17 protein-coding genes are annotated in these 23204 nt (G+C 49.6%); 10 read left to right on the forward strand and 7 right to left on the reverse strand.

Annotation, left to right across the window (positions count from 1 at the left end):
* Nucleotides 1-45: 45 nt before the first annotated feature.
* A complete protein-coding gene (locus LN737_RS24795) occupies nt 46-5337 on the reverse strand; it encodes an AAA family ATPase (RefSeq protein WP_405512982.1) in 5292 nt (1763 codons plus the stop codon).
* A 540-nt stretch (nt 5338-5877) separates the two neighbouring features.
* On the opposite strand from LN737_RS24795, the gene LN737_RS24800 reads away from it, so the two are divergent.
* From LN737_RS24800 to LN737_RS24815, 4 genes are all read left to right on the forward strand, one after another.
* Nucleotides 5878-7722 carry a hypothetical protein gene (locus tag LN737_RS24800; protein ID WP_405512984.1) on the forward strand — a complete coding sequence of 615 codons (1845 nt, stop codon included), beginning with the start codon at nt 5878-5880 and terminating at the stop codon, nt 7720-7722.
* 2 nt (nt 7723-7724) lie between these two features.
* Complete coding sequence (locus tag LN737_RS24805; protein ID WP_405512986.1) at nt 7725-8972, forward strand: hypothetical protein; 1248 nt, start codon at nt 7725-7727, stop codon at nt 8970-8972.
* Nucleotides 8885-9262, forward strand: a complete 378-nt coding sequence (locus LN737_RS24810) for a hypothetical protein (protein ID WP_405512988.1) — start codon at nt 8885-8887, stop codon at nt 9260-9262. Before LN737_RS24805 ends, LN737_RS24810 begins: the two co-directional genes overlap by 88 nt.
* 92 nt (nt 9263-9354) lie before the next feature.
* Nucleotides 9355-10536 (forward strand): glycoside hydrolase family 88 protein, encoded by a 1182-nt coding sequence (locus LN737_RS24815; RefSeq protein WP_405512990.1) that lies wholly within the window; start codon nt 9355-9357, stop codon nt 10534-10536.
* Nucleotides 10537-10619: 83 nt separating this feature from the next.
* On the opposite strand, the gene LN737_RS24820 is transcribed toward LN737_RS24815, so the two are convergent.
* Nucleotides 10620-11174 carry an SGNH/GDSL hydrolase family protein gene (locus LN737_RS24820; protein WP_405512992.1) on the reverse strand — a complete coding sequence of 185 codons (555 nt, stop codon included), beginning with the start codon at nt 11172-11174 and terminating at the stop codon, nt 10620-10622.
* A gap of 309 nt (nt 11175-11483) precedes the next feature.
* On the opposite strand from LN737_RS24820, the gene LN737_RS24825 reads away from it, so the two are divergent.
* Nucleotides 11484-12092 carry an RNA polymerase sigma factor gene (locus tag LN737_RS24825; RefSeq protein WP_405512994.1) on the forward strand — a complete coding sequence of 203 codons (609 nt, stop codon included), beginning with the start codon at nt 11484-11486 and terminating at the stop codon, nt 12090-12092.
* Nucleotides 12082-13803: a hypothetical protein gene (locus tag LN737_RS24830; RefSeq protein ID WP_405512996.1), complete on the forward strand. Its 1722-nt coding sequence runs from the start codon at nt 12082-12084 to the stop codon at nt 13801-13803. Before LN737_RS24825 ends, LN737_RS24830 begins: the two co-directional genes overlap by 11 nt.
* Nucleotides 13804-13884: 81 nt before the next feature.
* Here the strand turns inward: LN737_RS24830 and LN737_RS24835 are convergent, their stop codons facing one another.
* From LN737_RS24835 to LN737_RS24855, 5 genes are all read right to left on the reverse strand, one after another.
* Nucleotides 13885-15204 (reverse strand): sorbosone dehydrogenase family protein, encoded by a 1320-nt coding sequence (locus tag LN737_RS24835; RefSeq protein WP_405512998.1) that lies wholly within the window; start codon nt 15202-15204, stop codon nt 13885-13887.
* Nucleotides 15205-15311: 107 nt separating this feature from the next.
* Nucleotides 15312-15677, reverse strand: coding sequence for a DUF3471 domain-containing protein (locus LN737_RS24840; protein ID WP_405513000.1), 366 nt, complete (start codon nt 15675-15677; stop codon nt 15312-15314).
* 30 nt (nt 15678-15707) lie between these two features.
* Nucleotides 15708-16115: a GNAT family N-acetyltransferase gene (locus tag LN737_RS24845; protein WP_405513002.1), complete on the reverse strand. Its 408-nt coding sequence runs from the start codon at nt 16113-16115 to the stop codon at nt 15708-15710.
* A gap of 7 nt (nt 16116-16122) precedes the next feature.
* Complete coding sequence (locus tag LN737_RS24850; protein ID WP_405513004.1) at nt 16123-17085, reverse strand: pyridoxal-phosphate dependent enzyme; 963 nt, start codon at nt 17083-17085, stop codon at nt 16123-16125.
* A 137-nt stretch (nt 17086-17222) separates the two neighbouring features.
* Nucleotides 17223-18245, reverse strand: a complete 1023-nt coding sequence (locus LN737_RS24855; protein ID WP_405513006.1) for a LacI family DNA-binding transcriptional regulator — start codon at nt 18243-18245, stop codon at nt 17223-17225.
* 278 nt (nt 18246-18523) lie between these two features.
* On the opposite strand from LN737_RS24855, the gene LN737_RS24860 reads away from it, so the two are divergent.
* From LN737_RS24860 to LN737_RS24875, 4 genes are all read left to right on the forward strand, one after another.
* Entirely contained in the window at nt 18524-19987 is a 1464-nt protein-coding gene (locus tag LN737_RS24860) for a SusC/RagA family TonB-linked outer membrane protein (RefSeq protein WP_405513008.1), read from the forward strand.
* Nucleotides 19988-20124: 137 nt separating this feature from the next.
* A complete protein-coding gene (locus LN737_RS24865; RefSeq protein WP_405513010.1) occupies nt 20125-21312 on the forward strand; it encodes a hypothetical protein in 1188 nt (395 codons plus the stop codon).
* An 11-nt stretch (nt 21313-21323) separates the two neighbouring features.
* Nucleotides 21324-21566: a hypothetical protein gene (locus LN737_RS24870; RefSeq protein WP_405513012.1), complete on the forward strand. Its 243-nt coding sequence runs from the start codon at nt 21324-21326 to the stop codon at nt 21564-21566.
* A 106-nt stretch (nt 21567-21672) separates the two neighbouring features.
* Complete coding sequence (locus tag LN737_RS24875) at nt 21673-23148, forward strand: RagB/SusD family nutrient uptake outer membrane protein (protein ID WP_405513014.1); 1476 nt, start codon at nt 21673-21675, stop codon at nt 23146-23148.
* The last annotated feature ends 56 nt before the right edge of the window (nt 23149-23204 follow it).

Genomic DNA, 23204 nt, shown 5'->3' on the forward strand with positions numbered 1-23204 from the left:
TGGTCAGCTTCACCGCTCTTGTGTTTAAAGAAGGGTTAATCCGTATCAGCTCTGTTTTGAGAGACTGATTGCCGACGCGCCTTCCACAGGCGCTGGTAGGCTGATAATCATCTCGGTATATTGCCCATTTTCCGTTTGTACCTGTATTTGCCCCCCATGCCCTTTGGTAATGATATCATAACTAAGCGATAGCCCTAATCCAGTGCCCTGACCAGTAGGTTTTGTGGTGAAAAACGGTTGAAAGATTTTCTGCTTAACACTCTCTGGCATACCCGTTCCATTGTCTTTGACCCGGAGTTCTACCAGCCCCTTGTTCCGGTACGTACTGACAGTGATCGTTGGCTGATAATCTTTCAAGGCTTTCTTTTTCTCCCGTAAGGCATAAAAGGAATTGTTGAACAGATTGAGCAGTACACGTCCTAAGTCCTGCGGAATAGCTTCGATAGGAACCAGACTGGTGTCAAAGTTCGTGATCAGTTCAGCGTTGAATTCGTTATCCTTTGCACGCAGGCCATGGTAGGCGAGTTTCAAATATTCATTCACCAGGGCATTTAGATTCGTAGAAGCTTTCTGACCAACCGACGTCCGGCTATGTTCCAGCATTCCCTTAACGATATTTTCAGCCCGTTTCCCATGTTGATTTATCTTCTGCAGGTTCTGCCGTATATCAGTAAGCAGCTCATTTTCAAGGTTCAGGTTACGATCTACTTTCTGTTGTTCGGCGGCTAGTTCACTTACCAGTTCCGCACTGATTTCGGAGAAGTTGTTGACAAAATTCAGTGGGTTTTGAATTTCGTGGGCAATACCGGCCGTCAGTTCACCCAACGAAGCCATTTTCTCGCTGTGAATCAGTTGGTCCTGAGTAGTGCGAAGATGTTCCAGCGATTGGTTAAGCTCGGCCGTTCGCTCGGTTACCTTCTCTTCCAGGTTTTTGTACAACAAAGCATTTTCGACAGAGATAGCCATCTGCCCACTCAACAGGCTAAGCAGATCAATTCGATCGGGCGTGAAGGCGGCACTCGTCAGGTTGTTTTCGAGATAAATGACCCCAATCAGTTTCCGCTGCTGAACCAGCGGAATGCACAGGAGAGACCGCGATTTCCTTTCTTTAATATAGACATCATTTGTAAAGTTGCCACTTACGGCAGCATCGTCAAGGATGATTGACTCATAGGTGCGGGCGACAAAATGTACAATGGATTTAGCCACGTCGGTATAGTCATTCAGCGGAATTTCAGGCAGAATCTGTACCTGCCCCGTATCAGCCGAGTAATCGGCTTGTACAACTAATTCACCGCTACGCTGAAGCAAAAAAATCATCCGCTCCCCACCCGCATTTTCAATAATGACTTTCATCAGTATCGAAAGCAGGTCTGGCAAACGGATTTCCCGGGAAATGGCTTCCGATGATTTTAAGACCGTTGTCAGGTCCAGACTGTGGCCAACGTTTTTTGTCGATTCACGTACCGATAGCTCCAACTCGTCAGTATGATCGAAAAGAGTGGGATAGCGCTGCAGCAGCTTATCGGCATAAGCGTTTGCCCCAAGCTTCCTGAAGGCATAGTCGGCATCGCTTAAGTGAAAACCAGCCACTCGGCGACGTCTGGCCTGTTCGTGAAACCGAACCAGTAATTCACTGGCAAGGGCTACAATCGTATCGTATTCATACCTTCTCGCCGAATCGACCGCTTCATAATACAGGCCTTCGGCTCTGTCTAACTCATTACTGATCCGGCAGATTTCAGCACTGAGCAACTGGGATTTATGAATAAAATTTGACGGTGCGCCCTCGGCATATTTCCTGAAAGTTTTCCTGATTTTTTGCAATGTGGCTTTCCACCTTATTTGTTGCCATCGTTTAGCTTTTGGGTATAAAGCACAAATAATCAATCCTTTATAAAAATAATGCTCAGCCGTATGGAGCATGCCGGGTGAATCTTTCAGATACTGATCCGACTGGACCGACAGTTTATAAGCCTGCTCAAATTTGCCCCACAGAAAGAGCGTCTGCATTTTATTGATATAGTAATAATGGGCAAAATGTCGAGAGCCAAACCGGCTTAGCTCGGCTACGTATGTCTCCTCGTTGAACGTATCATCGGAATAAGAATCCGGCGATTCTGTTTGGCCACGCAGGTTACGAATCGACTGGCGCACAGCCTGCAACGTAAGGATCGCTTCGCGGTTTTTAATACGGTTCAGAAACTCAAGATATCGATCAGAAGCTTCAAGGATTTTATCGAAGGCCATCCCCCGCATATAATAGCTCTGGATGGTTCCACAACAGGCACAACTCGCATGAAAAAAATCGCCGGTTTCAAGACCAGCTTCGTAGGCGATCTGCCAGTAGCGCTCCATTTCCAGCGCCGGACGTCGCCAGGGTACGGCAAAATACCCGACGACAAAATACGTTTCCGCTTTGTAGGCCAGGCTGTTAAATTTATCAACCAGCGCGAGTGTCAGCTGCCCAAAGTCGAATCCGGCCTGCTTGCGGTTTAACAGAGCCCCCAGAAAAATACTTCCGAAGGCCATATACCCAATCGAGCCTCCATCCGTATTTCCGTGGCGCAGGCAGATATTCATCATTCGGGCACAAACGGCCACACACAACTCAGGCTTGATCTGGTAAGCCGCCCGCGAAAACGTTGCCATAAGCAGCACCGCCATTTTTAACCGCTCATCCGTCATCACTTTCAACTGAATGATGTCTTCTATTTTGCGGTTACCGATCAGAAAACGGTACGTAATCAGTTCCTTAATAAAAGCCGGGGGAGAGAAACTGGCTGGCAGACTTACACCGAGCCTTTTTACCGCTTCCCGCCCGGTTTGATACGCTTCCTCGAATTTTCCAAGATTGGTGAAATAGTGAATTTTGCGCTGGTAAATTCTTGCCTTGTCTAACGTAGCCGATGCGTATAAAATAGCCTGATCAAAATATGTTTCGGCAACCTGGTTATTTCCGCATAGGTGTTCGCATTCGGCCCGCTGCAGCAGCAGTTCCTGCATCAATACCGACGGCTTCTCCCAGCTTTGAGCCGGAATCAAGTCCATGGCATGTTTGATATACCGCAAAGCGGGTTCATAGGCCGATGAATTCTTGGCCCGCACACCGGCCGCCAGATTTATTTCGATCAGTTTCTGGGTTTCATCCGCATCGTCAATCAGATGACTGGCAAAATTCAGGTGATCGGCAATGTCGTAAAGCCGGTCGTCATTTTCTACGGCCGGTGAATCATGCAGTAATAGCCTACCGATCTGCAAGCGGGTCGTTTGTTTCTCGGGTTCTTGCAACAAAGAAAAGGCGGCCTGTTGTACCCGATCGTGAAGAAAGCCGAATACCTGTCTGCCATCTTTGTTCCAATCCTGAACCGGAATGACCAGGCCTTGCTGTAAAGCGATAGCAAGCTGGGCGGTCGTGATTTCAATATCCTGCTCACTAACCAGCCCCAGCGTAGTCAGATCGAATTGGTTGCCGATGCAGGCCGCTAGCTTCAACAGATTCTGAACTCCAGCGGGTAGCTTTCGGATCAGCCCAGCCATGAAGTCAACCACGTTATCGCTGATAGCTACCTGGTATACCTGATCGAGGGTATAGGCCCATCTCTGCTGTTCGGGAACAAAATATATGGCACCATTTTCATAGAGCGTCAGCAAACACTGCCGGGCAAAAAATGGGTTGCCATCAGTTTTCTGAAAGAGTACGTCTGTAAGGTCAGCACACTGCTCAGGTGTTGTTGACAGAGAATCGGCAACCATCTGCCCAAGTGTGGGCTTATCGAGCGGCTGTAAATGAATGTTGGTAATCGCCACGCCACGCTGGTTGAGCCGGTCCATCATGAGCATTAGTGGGTGTGAGGGCGTCACTTCATTATCACGATACGCGCCGATAAACAGGAAATGATTAAGTGCCTGATTGGTCAGTCGCGTTTCGAGCCATTGAAGCGTAGCGGAGTCAATCCATTGCAGGTCATCCAGAAAAATACAGATAGGATACTCATCCTGAACAAATAGACTGACAAAACGGTCGAATAGCTCATTAAATCGATTGTTAGCCTCTACCAACGGCAATTCAGGTATGGCAGGCTGGGGACCGATGAGCAGGGCCACTTCCGGAATGACATCAATAATGACCTGCCCGGTTGCTCCAACCGCATCCAGTGCTTTTTGCCGCCATTGATCAATCTGTTCATTGGTGCCCGTCAGTAGTTGACGTATCAATTCCCGAAAGGCCGCCAGCAATGAACTCAGTGGTACGTTACGTTTAAACTGATCGAATTTTCCGCTGATAAAGAAGCCGTTATTCTGAACAACAACTTTTTGCAATTCCCTGACCAGCCCGGATTTACCAACTCCCGAATACCCACTGACTAACACGAGTTCTGCGCTACCAGACTCGGTCAGCCGGAATGAGTTGAGCAATTGTTCAAGCTCATCAGTACGTCCATACAGTTTTCCGGGAATCTGAAATTGGTCGGGAATATCTTTTGCGCCAATACTAAACACCTCCGCCAGTGAAGCGTTTGTCAAGGCTTCCGAGCAGCGTTGCAAATCGTACAGCAACCCACTGGCACTCTGATAGCGATTTTCAGGATTTTTTGCCAACAGTTTCAGCACAATTTGCGATAAGATGGCTGGCAAGTCGGGCCGCAGTTCAGCCGGTGGTCTGGGCTGCCGGGCGATGTGCGAATACACTAACTCAAGGGGTTCGCTGGCGACGAAGGGTGGCTGACCAACAAGCAATTCATAAAACAGGCTGCCCAATGAATACAGGTCCGTGCGGTGATCGAGCGCCCGATTCATTCGCCCGGTCTGTTCGGGTGAGATGTAACTAAGATCGGCTTCAAAAACTTCCTGCGCATCGGGGTACTGCTGTAACTCACGAGCCAACTCTGTTGCCAGACTAAACCCACACAATGTCAGTTTCCGGGTAGTTGCATCAAAAATGACATTGGCCGGAGAAATATTCTTATGAATGATTCGGCGCTGGTGCAGGTCCTGAACAGCCCGTACCAGCGGCAAAGCAATGGCAAAGAACAGCGGTAAATCAACGGGTTTCCCGCCTATGTATTCCGAAAGCTTATTGCCAGGCACTTCTTCGCAAACAATCGCCAGACTATTCTCAAACGGTTTTATACCAAGCGCCTGTATTACGTTCTCTTGCCGTACCTGTTGCAGAATCGCAAATTCGTTACGCAGGCGGTTGAGCGCTTGAGCCGTTGGATAAGCGGTCTTGAGCATTTTCAGAACAACAGGTGCGTCGTCCTGCGTAGCTCGGTAAATAATGTACTTAGGGCCAACATGAAGCTGACCATTGATTTTATAGTTCAGCTTATCCATAGTTTCATGACACGGTAGTGTTTACGAAAATACCCGACCGTCAGACGCAGGTATTCTTCGTTGGATAGATACAGTTAAAAAAGAGAAATAGGCAGTTCGTTACGTATATAGCAACCTGTTATCTGAACCCTTAAAGAAGCTGTTGAGTAGAAATTAACGGTACCTGGTAACTAAAAGGTAATGTCTGTATTCAACTAAATCTTTACGCCCGGTACGTATCAGATTCAGCTAAGTATATCGCTAAAGGAAATACGTTGCTAAGTCAGCGAAGTATTTGATTAAATCTACAGAAAAATTAACATTTCCTTGAAAACCAGCAGAATATTACGTCGGCCGGGCAGTACAGTCGATCTTATTTATGCTAATTTTAACCCGAAACACCTGGTGTACTTTCCGGCTGAAGGTAAGTGATGTAGAACGATGGAAGCCACGCGTCTTTAGGTTGTTGACATGACGTTATGGAAGATCAAGATAATCTGAATTCATCAATTATAAACTTGTTCATCCCTATCCTCTTTCACAATCTATACGTAACAGCTTATGAGCTATCTGGACGTTCCGCGAATCCACATCAGCGGTCAGTTCTTTACTGACCCTTCAACCGTCAACAACGATCCCACCCACTACGATCCCGACACAACCAACCCATCGCCCTGGCAGGAGCCCAATGGCCAGCATCGGTTCCAGCTACGAAACTGCACGGTGAAATCCATCCTTGGCAGTAGTGGAGCCATCACAGACGATACCCTCATTGGCGGGCAGGTTGACACGAACGACCAGCCGGATATCGCCCGAATTGTGGACATTGATGTTTATCAGCAGGGCCTGTCTACCATTTATGGTATGCAGCTAAAAATCACGTCGAGCGATGGCCAGTCAATTCTGGGAACAGTTGATCCGGCTTCGCTCAATGGTTTATGGCTGAACTCCGTATTACCAACCCGTAGCTGGGAACCAGGCGACTACGGACAGGGAAGCTATGGAGGAGATATGGATGCCTGTGGTTTTTTTCAGACCGTTGTGCGGTTCGATCTGAGCAGCTGGCCAGTCAATACGTCCTCCAAATTGCTTCAGGAACTTCGGGCCGCAACCGTGACCATAAACAATCAGTTGCTGCTATCCTTCCGGTTCGTTCTGGACGCGTACCAGAATGTTCCGCAGGACGTAAATTTTCGGTTAGGACGTATCACAGGCGCTCTTGGTCCCGTGAATGCGAATGAGCCGCTGTATAACCTGGGGCAGCGCTGGTTACGTCCCCGAGCCTTTAACCAGACAGACCCGTGGTATTATCCGTCCTTCAACGATTGCCCGTTTCAGGTAGATTCCCAGCGCCAGAAGCTGGTTCTTGATTTATCAAACAGCATTTGTCGGCAGTCAGCGGGTGGCCCTCCCGTTGACCTGGGTACGTTAACAGCCATCGTAACCACGCCGTCAAGTCCGGCCAAAACGACCCTGGGGCAGGTAGATTACTCTGGATTCTCGTACGACAATAATGCAGGCATTGCCAAGATGGACCTGACCAGTGCACAGTTAAAGGCGTTGGCGAAAGGCGAACTGAGTCTGGTCATGTCCCGTACCGATCTGGGCTTGCAGGGCATTTTAACCGAAGCGGCCACCGATCCCCTCTACGCGGTCGAAATTCGCCCGATGCGCATGGCTGGCGACCCCGGCACAACGGCAACCACCCAGGTTTATATTTTTCAGAATGGCATACCGGTTTCCAACAAGAAGCTAGCCATTGCCATTGAGAGTGTTCATGGGAATACACCGGGCGCTACAGTCCCTCCCTCCAATCCGGGCAATACTCCGCAGGCAGATGGGGCCATCAAAGCGTCGATTACGCCATCCAACCAGTATGGCTTTGCCACCGTTACGGTTACCGTTCAGAAAGATCCGGGACAACGGACGCCGGAACTGGATGGTCAGCTGTATTTTATCATTGTGTATGATCCCGATACACCAGGTCCGCACAAGTGGACAAAAGTAGCGCCCCCGCAGGAACACCTCATTTCATGCCTGGTTTGGTCGCAATACCCTGTAAACCCAAATCCCAAGTGGGTAGAGATACAGGCCATGATGGCGCCTTACATGAAACTGTACCCGAGCATGAGAGCGCAACTGGATTTGACAGACCTGCATTCGTTTACCATTTTTTCCAACAACCCGCCCTGGGGACCGGTGTATAACGCTCCCCCCTATGTATCGCCGGACAAACGTATCAACATTCAGGCAGGTGCCATACCGTATTATCTGACGCGAGATATTACCGACCCACGCTATATGCCTATCACCCGGGATCTGTCGCCCAATAAACTGGCAACCATCCTCTATTTCGTTCAGAACTTACAAAAAAGCGGCCCATCCACATCAACCCCAAAAACCTAGTCATGGCAACCTTCCAAACCCTAAAACGACTCATTCCTTTCCTGCTTCTGGCCGTAATTTTAGGCAACCGATCGAAGGAAGCCCCCAAACGCCCGGAAAAACCCACACAGACCCGACCTAAAACGGTGGCAAACGCTCTTCCGTTTACGCTAGAGTTTGTTGAAAAAAAATACGCTGGCAAAAGCGTTTTGCCTCGATTACAAGGATACGTAGTAGCGCCTGCATCCGATGGCAGCTGGCTCATCCTTGGTGGGCGTCGGCAGGGCTTACACACATTTGAGCCTGCACCCGCCACTAATTTTGTTCGCGACAGTGCCAACCATTACCTGTTTGTCATCAACCCGTCGAACGGAACGTACTGGTCGTTTGATGTCAATCAGCTTTCAGCCAAACTTTCAGCACCGTTACAGTCAACGAATCAACAAGGCTGCTTTGATCGAACTACCGGGCAGTTGTACGTAGTAGGCGGGTACGGCTGGAAGGCCGATAAAAGTGATATGCTTACGTTCAATACCATTATGCGGATTAAAGTAGATGCTATGGTTGCGGCTATCAAAGCGTCGGCAAAGCCCGCTCAGATTGCCTCCCTGATCGAAATTGATCAGGATGATCGCCTTGCCGTAACGGGGGGCGAACTAAGCCTCATGAACTCTGCTTTTTATCTGGTATTTGGGCAAAAATTTATGGGGCAATATCGGGCATTCGGCGGCAGTGACTTTGAACAAAAATACACCGAAGAAGTGCGGGTATTTACCTTACAGCCAAATTCGTTGAAGATCAGCAGTTACGGTGCGACAACGAATTCCGAAAGTGACCACCCTTTTCATCGTCGGGATGGGAATATTGTAGAAGACATCGACCCCGCTACCGGCAAGCCACGAATTGCGGCATTTGGCGGTGTGTTTATGCCTGGTATCATTGGCGCTTACACCTACCCGATTTATATCTATGGACCGGCAACGCCAACTGTAGACAGAACTGGCAATCAGAAATTCAGTCAGTATGGCTGTCCGGTCATTGGTGTGTACGACAGCGGCCCTACCAAAGCGATGTACCATACTTTTTTCGGGGGCATTGGCCATTATTATTATTCCCAAACGGCCGCGCAAAAAAAGTGTATGATCTGGCGACCAAACAGGGACGTAATGACGGCTTTCCTTTCGTGGCTGACATCACTACTTTTTTACAGTCAGCCAATGGTAAATACAAAGAGTTTATTCATCCCAATCCTACGCCAAACAACCGCCTGATCGGCACCACCGATACGTTTATTCTAAACCAGGCTTTATTGGCTAAAAAATACGCCTATCCGAATGGGGTCATCAATCTGGCTGGCATTCCGAAAGGAACACGTCTGTTGATTGGGTATATCTATGGCGGGATAGAAGCGCAAAATCCATTACCACTGAAGCCAAACACGGGTACGTTTGTGTCTAACTCTGTTTTTGAAGTTTACCTTACCAATAAACCTTCGTCGGCCATCCCTGCCGATCAGGGCCATGAGAGCACCAAACAGGATGCAAAACTCCGCAGGGAATAGCCAGCAAAACGGGGGTTGATTCATTATAAACCCCCGTTTTTTTACTTATTGATATCCAGACCATCTTTCACTGGCTTTTTTCACAAATACGCATGAAGCGCTACGTATCTATTGCTCTCTTTTTTGTGGGGCAGCTGGCCCTCGCCCAAACCCCTGTTGATGTTGATAAAGAATTTGCTTTTGCTGCCCAGCAATATCAGGGCATGCTCAAGTCCCATCCCGACACAACTCGATTTCCTCAGTCGACAAAACCCGACGGCTCACCCGACGACCGCACATCGGACTGGTGGTGCAGCGGCTTTTTTGGCGGCTCACTCTGGCATATATACGAGCGAACAAAATCGCCTGTCTGGAAAGAAGCCGCTCAAAAATGGACCATGGCCGTAGCAAAAGAACAGTACAATACGGGCACGCATGATCTGGGTTTTATGATTTATTGCCCCTTCGGCAATGGCTATCGGTTAACCCAGAATGCAACCTATCCGCCCATTATGCTTACGGGCGCAAAATCACTGTCAACACGGTTTGACCCAAAAGTTGGGCTGATCAAGTCGTGGAACAAATTCCAGACGTATAATTATCCGGTTATCATCGACAACATGATGAATCTGGAGTTTCTGTTCTGGGCGGCCAAACGGTCGGGCAACAAAGAATTTTATAACATCTGCATAACCCATGCCGATAACACCATGAAAAACCACTACCGGCCCGATTACAGCAGCTACCACGTTGTCTGTTATAATCCCGACGGTACGGTAGCGGCCAAGAAAACGGCGCAGGGCGCTGCCGACAACTCGGCCTGGGCACGCGGACAAGCGTGGGGTTTGTATGGATACACGGTGATGTTTCGCGAAACAAAAGACCCTAAATACCTGGCTCACGCCCGCCATATCGCCGATTTTTACCTGAAGCACCCCAATCTCCCTGCCGACAAGATACCGTATTGGGATTTCAACGCGCCCAATATTCCGAACGAAGAGCGGGATGCATCGGCGGCTGCCATTACGGCTTCTGCCCTGCTTGAACTTTGCACCTACGGTGGCCCCTCGGCAAAAACGTATTATCAGTCGGCGGTGAAAATGCTGGAGAGTTTATCCAGCCCAGCGTATAAAGCCAATTTAGGGGAGAATAACCATTTCATTCTCAAACACAGTGTGGGGCACAAACCCGGTAAGAGTGAAGTTGATACGCCAATCGTTTACGCTGATTATTACTACCTCGAAGCGTTATTACGGTACGATGCGCTACGTAAAAAGGGTGTATTCCGCTCGTAAATGGCGCGGTCTATAAATAATCGGATAACGAATGCCATTACTCTAAGTAATGGCATTCGTTATCCGATTATTTATAGCCGTTTTTAGTCCCTTCGGATGGTCTGAATCGTAATAATGGTTGGGGCCGATTGGTAGAAATCAAACAATTCGCGACCGAGTAATTCATGGCTGATAGCGCTAAGGTGTCCCTTATCGTTTGCCAGAAAATACTCTTCCCGTGGACGTATCACAGAGTCCAGGTCGAACACACTAAATACGTGTTTATCCGCTTCGCTGAGCAAAATTTCCCGACTTCGTTTCCGCAACCACCCATTCAACCAGTCCCGATGCGGCAAGGGCGTCAGCAACAGTACGTTATGACGGTACGGTCGCAATTGTTTGAGCAATTTCGAGATATTCTTTGACCCAAACGACGGCCAGATGGTGGATAAAGCAGCCGGCCCAAATACGTTGAGCTTTTGCCAAAATGAAGGTCGCTCCCATACCTCCTCGGTATACGATGACAGGAGCGTATCGGCATCCTGACCATTCGACGGATTCGTACTGGTTGACAACAGCAGACTGTGGTCTAATTGAAGTATAATGAGATCATAGCGATTCAGAGGCAGTTGGATCAGAGCAGATGATAGTTCTGGCATTGTTGAATGAGTATGGGCATCAACCGAAACCTTCTGTCCCGCCTGGCTAATATGACGGATAAAATGCCCCAAATAACTTAGCTGACCTCCTGGTAGCCCATAGCCGTAAGTCTGTTCATTCCCAATCACTAACACCTTCATCTGACACTAAAAACGGGGTGAGTAAACCCGTTTACTGTCTTTACGTCGTGCAGATGCCGAGTGTGGCAAACAATAAAAAAAGATATCTAAAAAATTCACTGCAACGTTAATAACAAAAACTGCGTAGTGTCATTATACTGAAGATCTTTACGTTAATCTGACCGAACTTTGTTTTTCCGAAAATCGTCTTCGTTCGCCGATAATGACCTGCCGAGCGTCATTCGGGCTTGCCGCGCAAACGATCCGCGAGCACAGCGAACACTGTTCAAGCAATTTTTTGGGTACGCCAAAAGCATCTGCCTTCGCTACACCTCAAGTGTGGAAGAAGCCGAAGACGTACTGAATGAAGGGTTTTTGAAAGCGTTTCAGCATCTGGACAGCTACGACGAAAATCTGCCTTTCAAAGCCTGGCTCCGAACCATTCTGGTCAACACCGCCATCAGCCATTACCGCAAAAATCATCGGCAGGATCAGCACAGTTCGCTGGAAATGGGGGATCAGGTAGCCGTGGACGACGACGTAGTGGACCAGATGGCGGCCGAAGAAATTCTGTCACTGGTTCAACAATTGAACCCAACGTATCGAACGGTGTTTATGATGCACGTCGTAGACGGGTATACACTGCATGAAATCGCCGGTATCTTAAATCATAATGAAGCTACGGTACGCTCGAATTTCGCGCGGGCCCGGCAAAAATTACAGCAACTTATTAAACAAGCTTACTCCACCAACACAAAGACCAACTCTACGGCCACAATTCCCTATCATGAAAACTGATCGATTTACCGATATTATCCGGCGAAAACTGGAAAGTATTCGGCCGGGATTTACCGACAAAGACTGGGCGCGGATGCAGAATACGCTCAAAGACGCTAACCTGTCTAATCCTCCGGGCACAAACCAACCTTTTTCAGGTGGTGTCTGGTCAGGACAGTCGTGGCTATTGGCAGCTGCTTCCATTAGTACCGTTGCCCTGATTGCGTTCAGCATCTGGCAGCAACGCGAGATTAATCAATTGCGTCAGACAGTCGGACAGATTCAGCACCAACCCGCTACTACAGCAACCCCAATACCCGGTAGCGCTAGTGCAGAGACATCAGTGCGTCCGGATGTTGCCCATTCCGATAAAACCAGTCCGCCGAAATTAAATCAGGAAGTCAATACAACGCCCGCTAACCGAAACGAGGGCCAAGCGGTTCGCCCCGACACGGTATACATAACCCGCTACGTTCCGACTCCACCCCAGCGAAGGCAGGAACAACATCGTGAAGAGCAGTTAAGTCAACGCACAGAAACGCCGACCGAACCCCAGTACGCGACAGAAAAATCGAAACTGCCTTCGGTAACTGTGCCCCAAACCAATTCAACCAATAAAAACCAACAAACAGAATCGTATGACGTATCTTCTACTCCTTCTGTTGCCCAAAAAACTGAAAGTGAATCAAGTATAACCAACACACTGCCCAGCTCGTCTATAACTGAAACTAGCTCAGCCAACCGAAACAGCCGCGCGCGGACACCAAAAGGCAACCGTGTTTCACCGTCAACGTACATTGATAATCAAGGTAGTTTGGTGCAGAATAAGGCAGGACGTAGCGGCAGAGCTAACAAGGGTAACGTATCAACCCAGCAAACAGAGACGGTAAATCCAGCGTCAATCGCCACGGAAACACCGAACGTAGCAACTGAAGAAGCAGTCGCTTTAAAACTGGCCACCAGTTTGCCGCTGGATATCAAGTCCAAAAACTGGAACGTAGCACTGGCTCAACGAGCCCGGCGGATGCGTCCTGCTCAACCTGTTCAGCCAACGGTAGTTGCTGAACCGACTAAAGAGCCCGAAAGCAGCCGCCCTGCTCGTAGTCTGGCGGTTCGTTTCCGGGCAGGTGCAGGCGCCGATGTTTCTTCCGGGATATGGAGCGCAGGCTTGTATACGGAAGCCCTGGTAGGTCGACACTGGACGGTAGGCGTTGGTCTGAGCCAGGCAACTTCTACAAATCGGTTTATCACCGATGAAGATTTCAATATGCGCACCCACCGCGATTTTCGTAAAGAATTTGCCCCCCGGCTTGACCCCTGGCGCGATATTCTGAACATTGATACCCGTCAGGTACGTATTCAGATGCCTGTAAATCTCGGTTATCGGATTCCGCTGAATAAGACGCTGTCGCTTTTGCCAACAGTCGGTACGTATCTGAATCTGAACAATGATGAGAACGTAACGTATTACTGCCGTGAAATTCAGTTTATGCCGCAGAAACCTGTCTACCGGTACAATGAATACGGCATCACCAAAAATCAGCCGTTTAGTCTGATTAGCAGCCTGGCGCTGAGCGTTGGCCTCGACTGGCAGCATGGTCATTGGGCCGCGCAGCTCAGTCCGGTACTCAACATACCGACCCAAAGCCAGGCCAATGCGCCACAGACCGATCTGAACTGGCAGCCGAACACCAGCCTGGGTGCCCGTGTACGACTTTATTATCAGTTTTAAATCAGCTGTAAGCTAAAGGAGTAAAGAGTAGATCACCGACTACTCTTTACTCCTTTTTAGCTTTCTACGCCTTTATTCTATCTACGACTTACTCGCAGAGACCCGCCAGATATGTCCGGCTGCATCATCGGCCACAAGCACTGACCCATCCGAAAGCACGGTTACGCCTACAGGCCGACCATACACATCTTTGTTGTTTCCACCCAGAAATCCGGTCAAAAAATCTTCAGGTTTGCCGGGTTTTCCATTCTCAAACGGCACAAATACTACTTTATATCCTACCAGTTGCGAACGATTCCAGGAACCGTGCTGCCCAATAAAAGCACCATTACGGTACTTTTCCGGAAAAGCCGTTTTATCGTAGAAAGCTAATCCGAGCGAAGCCGTATGCGACCCTAATGGTACATCCGGCACAATCGTTTTTTGGACCAGATCAGGGCGTTCTCCTTTCCGGCGCGGATCTTCATGAGGTCCAAAATACGCATAAGGCCAGCCATAAAAAGCACCCTCTTTTACGCTCGTCATGTAGTCGGGCACCAGTTCGTCGCCTAGCTCATCGCGTTCATTCACAGCTGCATACAGCGTTTTTGTGGCGGGTTGCCAATCCATACCAACCGGGTTGCGCAGGCCGCTGGCGTAGATTCGTTCGCCGGTTCCGTCGGGATTTATTTCCAGAATATTCGCCCGGCGCTTCTCGTTGTCGATTCCATGTTCAGCCACATTGCTGCCCGACCCCACCGAGACATAGATTTTCTTCCCGTCTGGACTAGCCAGCAGGTTGCGCGTCCAGTGGTTGTTGTAGCCGCCAGCGGGCAGGTTCAGTATTTTTTTACCCGGTGCAGTAATTTTCGTTTGCCCTGCTTTATAATCGTACCGCATCAACCCGTCCGTATTCGCTACGTAGAAATGGTCGCCCAGAACGAGCATCCCGAACGGTTGATTAAGGCCTGCCAGAAACGTCTCTTTCAGATCAGGTTTTCCATCCTTATTGGTATCCCGGAAAAGGGTAATACGGTTGGCGCTGGTGCCTGACCGTTGCGACCTCTTCTTACCCGATACAGCATTAATCACATCTTCTTTGATACCGTTTTGCTCGGTATTGGCCTCCGCCACGAAAATGTCGCCATTGGGTGCTTCGTATATCCAGCGGGGGCTCTTCAGATCTTGAGCAAATGCCGTGACCGTAAAGCCTGCTGGTGCCTGCGGTGTTTTGCCGGTTGGCCAACCCAGTACGTTGCTGAAATTTTTGGCCGATTTGGTAGCGTAAGGAGCAGGCAGTTCAAGCGTTGTGTCTGCCGTAGCAACTGCGTCCTCGGTCTGATTCGATTCTTTTTTCTGGTTGCAAGCCAGTAGCGTTACCGACAGCGCAGCGGCTGTCAGCAAAGAAGTGGTTGTTTTCATCGTTGAGTAAGTTTTTTCTACGGAGCTGTATACCGGCGGCATAGCTTATGTGCCGAACAGAGTGTATACAGGCATCCAACTACTCAACTCTCTGAGCAATTATTTAGTTATGGCTTATCTTTCTTAGCCGTCATTTCCGACCCTTGTATAGCCATCGTAAAACCCGTTACGGCTTTAGTAGCGGCATCCCGAACAAACGTAATGACGGAACCGTACGAGCTGGTCGATTTATACGTATCGGCTTTGTCCTGCTTCACTAATTTGTTTTTCCCGTAATCATCAGCGGCACCATACAGGTCGCCTTTTTCAGCGGTAACTACATATTTCTTGACCGGGCTATCGCTGTCAAATGAATACGAACCCGCATACGCTTTCAACGCTGTCGAATCCGTAGTCGATGCTGTTTGTGCGTTGGCGCTTGTAGCGAGTATCACTAGGCTCATACCCAGCAGAATTGTCAGAAATGATTTCATGGGTAAATAGAGGTTTAGAAAATGGAGTGCTTACAAGGTACGGGAAAATTTGGCGTAGGGAATCGGTCCCTTGTAAAATACCTCACTAACCGCTTCCATCCCGAACCGTCGGTAAAAATCAGCAGCATCAAGCCGGGCATCGCACCAGATAGTTGTAGCGCCTGATCGCCGGGCTTCAGCCATTACGTGGTTGAGTAACTGCGTCCCGATACCCTGCCGCTGACGATCGGGTCGAGCCGCAAACTTGCGGAAACGAGCCTCGTTGCCTTCGACAAACAAAGAGATCACCGCCACTAATTCATCCAGCAAAAAGGCCCCGAAATGCTGACCCTCCTGATCATTTTCCACCTTTACGTAATCGAATGGCTTATCGGGCCAGAGTACACTGTGCCGAAGCGGATACGTCTGTTCGGGCGTAATGGAGCGGATAGTAATCATACATCTATCAAAACGGTAGCTTGCCCAAATCGACGTTCCCGCCCGTGACGATAATCCCGATTTTCTGACCGGCAAACTGATCTGTATGTTTCAGAACAGCTGCCAGCGGCACTGCCGATGAGGGTTCAATAATGATTTTCATTCGCTCCCAAACCAGTCGCATAGCGGCAATGATCTCATCATCTGAAACGGTCAGAATATCCGTTACGTGCTCACGAATAATCGTTAGTGTACGGTCGCTCAGGGTGGTCATCAGGCCGTCAGCAATGGTTTTGATATACGGCGCTTTCTCAACAATACCGGAGTGAAAGGACAGGATAGCGTCAGCTGCCCCCTCAGGCTCAGCGGCAATAACCCGCGTTTCGGGCGATAGGTAATGCGTAGCTAACGACGTACCGCTGAGTAGCCCTCCCCCACCCACGGGCGCCAGAATCGTATCAAAGGGACGCTCGGTATCGTATTTCTGCAAACCCGCATCTTCAATCAATTCTTTGGTAGCGGTGGCCTGTCCGGCAATCACCCGGTCGTCGTCAAAGGGATGCACCAGCACAGCACCCGTTCGTTCGATAACCTCCCGGACGCCTGCTTCACGCGCTTCCAGCGTTGGCTCACACTCGATTACTTCAGCTCCGTAGCCGAGAACCGCTTCCTTCTTGACACGTGGGGCTGTTCGAGGCATAACGATATACGCTGGCAAGCCTACCTGCCGGGCGGCAAATGCTACGGCCTGCGCATGGTTGCCAGACGAGTGTGTTGTGATGGCTTTCCCCTCCTGATTAGCGACTACCTGCAAGATGGCATTGAGACCACCCCGCGCTTTGAACGCGCCTATTTTCTGGAAGTTTTCGCATTTGAAAAACAACTCTGCCCCCACACGCCCATTGATGGTTTTGTTGGTGAATACGGGGGTTCGGTGAATAAAAGGCCGGATGCGGTCGTGGGCCTCTTCAATGGTTTTGAACGAAATCATTGGCTTGAAAATGGGCGAACACTGGCAAATTACGAAGAAAGCGGGTTTCTGTCAGCGATTCTTTCGATTCTAATGATATTAGTTGGGTTCTCAAACCCGACACCACGGTTACACCAACACCACCAGCTAGTTAGTCATCACTGTTTTTGAGTTGAGCCACGAACAACCAGATACGTAGGCAAAATCACCGTTTTGGGTGCCACATCTACGTCGCGGTCGGTGAGTTGTTCGACTAGAAGTCGGGCGGCTTGCTGGCCAATTTCATGCACAGGTTGCACAACGGTAGTCAGACCCGGCTCAACGAGAGCGGCTAATGGGTCATTGCTGAATCCAACCACCGCTACGTCGTCGGGAACGCGCAGTCCTCTGCCTTTGATAACCGTCAGGGCTTCAATGGCTGTTGGATCATTGATGGCAAACAGTGCGTCAGGTGGCTGAGCCAGATTCAACAGATGATTGACGTAGATATTCGCCTTTTCCAGCGTGAGGTCGTACGAAATAATCAGGTCCTGCTCAATAGGAATACCGTGTCTGAGCAGCGCATCCCGGTAGCCGTTGAGCCGATTTCGGCTGTTGGGTAACGTATTGGGGCCGGCCAGATGAGCAATTCGCCGACGACCCGTCAGGATCAGGTGTTCAACGGCTTCAAACGCGCCCGCGTAATCATCGACAACCACCTTCGATACGTCCATATCTTCACACACCCGGTTAAAAAACACAACCGGCGTTCCCTGCCGTTGAAATTGCCGGAAATGATCGAAGTTACGGGTCTCTTTGGTGTGCGACACAATCAACCCATCGACCCGACTGGCTAATAGCGCCCGAGCATTCGTCACTTCGGTTTCGTACGACTCATTCGAGTGGCAAATCACTACGTTATAGCCTGCTTCGGCCAGCGCTTCCTGTGCCCCAATGATCACCTTCGGAAAGAAATACGAAATAAATTCCGGGACCATAATGCCAACGGTATGCGTCTGATTGGTCAGCAGGGAAATCGCGACCTGGTTACGCTGATAATTCAACTGTTCCGCCAGTTCAAGTACACGTCGGCGCGTATCGGCATTCACATGCGGGTGTCCGGTTAGTGCCCGCGATACGGTTGCGTTCGACAGATTAAGCTGCCTGGCGATATCAATTATGGTCGTTTGATGCGATTTCATTATTTGTATTTTTTTTATAAATGCACTTTGTTCGTCAAATACCGATCGTAAATATTGCGGAAAATTGGAAACGTTTCCAACGAAAACTGGAAACGTTTCCAATAAAATAATTAAAATAATTCTTGTCAAAAGCTGATTGAGAGCTTAGATTCAACCATAGTATACCAAAGAGGCTCATTTCTGCAGGTATATAGGCCCTTTAGTATATAGAAGCTCGAATAAAACCTGTTTCAGCCATCACGATCATAAAATTGTACTATTCCTACAAACCCTTTTCAATGAAAAAACTACTACAGCTACTCGTTATCCTGCATCTGTTCGTGCTGGGGGCCTGGACCGACGTAATGGCGCAAACGAGCACCGTCAGCGGGCGAGTTATAGGCTCCGATGGCGCTCCCCTACCGGGTGTTAGCGTCGTTTTGAAGAATACCCAGCGGGGTACCACCACCAATACGGAGGGCCGCTACACACTCCCCAACGTACCCGCCGATGGCGTACTGACCGTTTCGTATATTGGCTACGTAACGCAGGAATTGACCGTCGGGAATCGAACCACGTTCGACGTTACGCTCCAGTCAGATGATCGCGCCTTAAATGAGGTTGTGGTGGTTGGTTACGGTACCCAGCGTAAAATTGAAACCACAGGCTCAATTGCATCTGTCAAATCGACGGAGTTGGTGCAAACTCCCGTTGCCAACGTTGCGCAGGGCTTGCAGGCGCGGGTGGCCGGGGTACAGGTCACGCAAAATACCGGAGCGCCCGGCGGGAATATCAGCGTCAGGATTCGCGGAACAAATTCGATCAACGGTAATTCGGAGCCGCTCTACGTTATTGATGGCATTCAGATTTCAAACAGCAGCCCGACCGACGGGGTTACCACGGTCAGTCCACTGTCAACCATCAACCCCAACGACATTGAATCGGTCGAAATCCTGAAAGATGCTTCGGCATCAGCCATTTACGGTTCCCGAGCGGCAAACGGCGTTGTGCTGATCACGACCAAACGTGGCAAGACAGGAGCCACCCGTGTTACGTTCGACAGCTACTATGGGGTACAGAAAGTGAATAAAACTCTGCCGGTACTCAACGCAGCCCAGTTTGCCCAACTGGAGAATGAGGTGTTCAAAAACAATTACTATTCCAATCCCGCATCGCTTGGTGAAGGTGTCAACTGGCAGAATATCATTTTCCGCGAAGCGCCCATTCAGAACCACCAGTTATCCATAAATGGTGGGAACGACAAAACCCAGCTAGCGCTGTCGCTCAACTACTTCAACCAGCAGGGGATTATTATCAACTCGGCCTTTCAGCGCTATTCGCTGCGACTCAACGTCGATCATCGCATCAGCAACTGGCTTAAAATAGGCACCAGTATTTTAGGTAGTTATGCCATTAATTCGGGGGTTACAACAGGATCGCAAACGGTTGGCGACGCCGACGTAGTGACAGGTTCGGTACTGGGTGCGGCACTCGGCGCACCGCCAACCTTGCAGCCTTACCGGTCCGATGGCTCCATTTTTCCCTTTGGCGAACAGGCTAATGGTCAATACCGGGAAGTGGTTAACCCACTGAATTTTACCGCTATCCTGAATCAGACGGGAATTCGCCGAACGCTCGCGAATGTGTATGGCGACGCGACACTGCTGAAAGGATTAACGTACCGGGCGTCGTTTAACGTGGACTTACAGAACAGCCTTCGGGATACGTATTCCCCCGATCCATCGTTAGCAAAACAGATCTGAACGACAACTCCGGCTCCGGGAGCAAACTCAACACAAACAACGTATCGCTGCTGCACGAGAGCATTCTGACATACGCCCATACGTTTGCCCAGCATCACTCCTTCAAAGCGACCGGCGTATTTGCAACCCAGGCCGAGTTGTTTAATTCCAACACGCTCAACGCGACGGGTTTCCCCAACGATGCTACGCAGAACGAAGCCCTGCAACTCGCCCTGACCCGTACGATCAGCAGCAATCGCACACGCCAGCGGCTGGATTCGTACCTGGCACGGCTTAATTATGGTTTTAAAGACAAATATTTTCTGGACCTGACCGCCCGGGTCGATGGGTCGAGCAAGTTCGGGGCAAATCACAAATACGGGCTGTTTCCGGCAGTATCAGCAGGCTGGCGAATTATTGAAGAATCATTTGCCAAAAATCTTTCCTGGCTCTCTGACCTGAAACTACGGGCCAGCTACGGCATAACCGGAAATGCGGGCGGTATAAATCCGTACCAGTCGCTGGCAACGGTGTCGGCGCCAAATCCGGGCAGCGATTACAACATCAACCATACGTATCAGATTGGTATTAACCCCTCGGGGATAGCCAACCCCGACCTGCGCTGGGAACGTTCGGCGCATACCGATATTGGTCTTGACGTGGGGCTCTTAAACAACCGCATCAGCCTGATCGTGGATGTGTACGAAAAAACCACGAAGGATTTGCTCTACGTAAAAACCCTGCCGTTGAGTTCGGGCTACGCCAACATTACGGGCAATTTTGCGTCGCTTCAGAACAAAGGGCTTGAACTGGCCGTCAATGCCCGCATTCTGGATGGTCCTTTGAAATGGAACGTATCGGGTAATATGACGATCAATCGAAACAAAGTGCTTGATCTGGATGGAGGTACCACGCAGGAGCGTTTTGTTACGGCCTATACCATTCTAAAAGTAGGCAGCCCACTCGGCCTGTTCAAGACGTATGTTTTCGACGGAATCAACCAAACCGGCGAAACGATTCTGCCGGGCTACGACGGGCGGCTGGGTGGCCAGAAAGTAAAAGATGTGAATGGAGATGGTACGATTTCTTCAGCCGATCAGGTCATCACTGGTAACCCTAACCCCAAATTCATCTACGGTTTCTCCACCAGTTTATCGTACAAAAATTTCGATTTCAACGCCTTCCTGTCGGGTTCACAGGGCAACGACATTTACAACGTCAGCCGACTTTCGTTCGAAAACCCGCTGGGCCAACGGAATATGCTGGCGGGGCTTGTGAACCGCTGGTCGCCAACCAATCCGAATAACCAGTACGTCAGCGGGTTTCAGGGGGGCGGCTTCCGGTAACCAACTACGTAGTGGAAGATGGGTCGTATCTGCGCTGTAAGAACATAACGCTGGGGTATACCCTCCCCCGCATCAAGGGAATTCAGCAGATTCGGGTGTACGTGAGTGCCAACAACCTGTTCACCATCACCAACTACAGCGGCTTCGATCCAGAAGTCAATACGTATGGAGGCTCCAACACAACCGTCGGCGTCGACAATCTGGTATACCCACAAGCCAAGTCATTCCTGGGCGGTTTGCAGGTAACGTTTTAATTAATGATAGAATGATTGAGTTGTTGAATGATTGAATGGGTTCGCATAGGTTTCGAGCACTTCAATCATCCTATCATTCAATCATTTAACAACTCGATCATTATCTATGAAAAAAATTCTCATCCCTATACTCACTATTTTCTGCCTGACGTCCTGCCAGTTAGATGAATCCATTTATTCGTCCATCTACACCGAAGCGTTCTACAAAACGGCTTCTGATGCCGAAAAAGGACTGATTGCTGCCTACGACCCACTGGCAGATATGTACAGCGGCCCGGCTATGACGCTGGTCCCCGATTTCAGCGACGACCAGACGTACCCGCGGGGCGTTGTCGGCCGGAATACGCTCACTCTGTTTACGTACGACATCAATTATACCGTTCAGAAGAGCAATTCCCGAACGAACGAATCACCGCAGCAAATCTGGATTTCAGGCTACGATGGTATTGAAAAAGCCAACTGGATCATTGCCAAAGTACCCAGCGCCAATATGGACGAAACGCGAAAAAAACAGATAATCGGTGAAGCCTATTTTCTGCGGGCCTTTTACGAATGGGCGCTTACGAAAAACTTTGGCGATGTTCCTCTCAAAACCACGCCGTCGTATTCGCAGGCCGATGCCATTGTCGGGAAAAGTAGCAGAGCGGATGTGTACAAGCAGATTTACAGCGATTTAGATCAGGCATTCAATGCCGGGCTGCCTTCTTTTCCGGCTGTCGATAAAGGGCGGCCCAGTAAAGAGGTTGTAAATGCCCTGTATGCCAAGGCCGCTCTGTACAATGAAGATTGGGCCAAAGCGCTCGAAAAGGCACAGGCTGTTATTACGTCGGGGAAGTACGCGCTCATGCCCGATGTACGTAACGTGTACAGATACGATCAGGAAGATGCCGCCCGGATTGAGAATATGTGGGCCTATGAAGTTGACCCTATTTCGCCGGGTCGTTCGCACCAGTTAACGGGCCTGTGTGGTCCTGCCGGAAGCGCCGGACCGGAATACGGCAAAACAACTTTCGGGTCGATGTTTGCCTATATGTCGTTTTACAGGTCGTTTGACCCAACTGATAAACGTCGACTGCTCCTGGATACAAACTACGTCGACAAAAGCGGCAAAATCGTAGCGCAGAAGAACGTAACGCCAATTACCGCCGACGGTGTTCTGATCAAAAAATACCAGGACCCCGTTTCGACCATCGGCCTGATTCCAAACATTCCGATATTACGTCTGGCCGATATGTACCTGATTGCTGCCGAAGCCGAAGCCCGACTGAATGGCGCAACGTCAACGGCTTATGGGTATATCAACACGGTTCGGAAACGGGCAGGCTTACCTGATCTGCAAACGGGTCTGAGTAAGGATGCCTTTATCGATGCTGTGATTCAGGAACGGGCCTGGGAATTTTTTGCCGAAGGCGACCGCTGGTATGACCTTACCCGTACGGGCAAATACCTCACGGTCATTCCGAAAGCGGTCAACACGGTTTACCCAACACGGCCGATCCAGACTAAAAACAAATATTTTCCGATTCCACAGGATGAACTGAACGCCAATCCGAAACTGGATCAGAACCCAGACTGGAAATAAGCGCCCGATTCCTGCTAACTTCCCGAGAAGGTAGTAAACTTTCGGAACGTTGAACA

The sequence above is a fragment of the Spirosoma sp. KNUC1025 genome (genome assembly GCF_045160025.1).
GTDB lineage: Bacteria > Bacteroidota > Bacteroidia > Cytophagales > Spirosomataceae > Spirosoma.

What these genes read in the sequence shown, in the direction of transcription:
- LN737_RS24795 (WP_405512982.1), bottom strand. Translation starts at nt 5,337, where the DNA reads ATGGATAAGCTGAACTATAAAATCAATGGTCAGCTTCATGTTGGCCCT.
- LN737_RS24800 (WP_405512984.1), top strand. Translation starts at nt 5,878, where the DNA reads ATGAGCTATCTGGACGTTCCGCGAATCCACATCAGCGGTCAGTTCTTT.
- LN737_RS24805 (WP_405512986.1), top strand. Translation starts at nt 7,725, where the DNA reads ATGGCAACCTTCCAAACCCTAAAACGACTCATTCCTTTCCTGCTTCTG.
- LN737_RS24815 (WP_405512990.1), top strand. Translation starts at nt 9,355, where the DNA reads ATGAAGCGCTACGTATCTATTGCTCTCTTTTTTGTGGGGCAGCTGGCC.
- LN737_RS24820 (WP_405512992.1), bottom strand. Translation starts at nt 11,174, where the DNA reads ATGCCAGAACTATCATCTGCTCTGATCCAACTGCCTCTGAATCGCTAT.
- LN737_RS24830 (WP_405512996.1), top strand. Translation starts at nt 12,082, where the DNA reads ATGAAAACTGATCGATTTACCGATATTATCCGGCGAAAACTGGAAAGT.
- LN737_RS24835 (WP_405512998.1), bottom strand. Translation starts at nt 15,204, where the DNA reads ATGAAAACAACCACTTCTTTGCTGACAGCCGCTGCGCTGTCGGTAACG.
- LN737_RS24840 (WP_405513000.1), bottom strand. Translation starts at nt 15,677, where the DNA reads ATGAAATCATTTCTGACAATTCTGCTGGGTATGAGCCTAGTGATACTC.
- LN737_RS24845 (WP_405513002.1), bottom strand. Translation starts at nt 16,115, where the DNA reads ATGATTACTATCCGCTCCATTACGCCCGAACAGACGTATCCGCTTCGG.
- LN737_RS24850 (WP_405513004.1), bottom strand. Translation starts at nt 17,085, where the DNA reads ATGATTTCGTTCAAAACCATTGAAGAGGCCCACGACCGCATCCGGCCT.
- LN737_RS24855 (WP_405513006.1), bottom strand. Translation starts at nt 18,245, where the DNA reads ATGAAATCGCATCAAACGACCATAATTGATATCGCCAGGCAGCTTAAT.
- LN737_RS24860 (WP_405513008.1), top strand. Translation starts at nt 18,524, where the DNA reads ATGAAAAAACTACTACAGCTACTCGTTATCCTGCATCTGTTCGTGCTG.
- LN737_RS24875 (WP_405513014.1), top strand. Translation starts at nt 21,673, where the DNA reads ATGAAAAAAATTCTCATCCCTATACTCACTATTTTCTGCCTGACGTCC.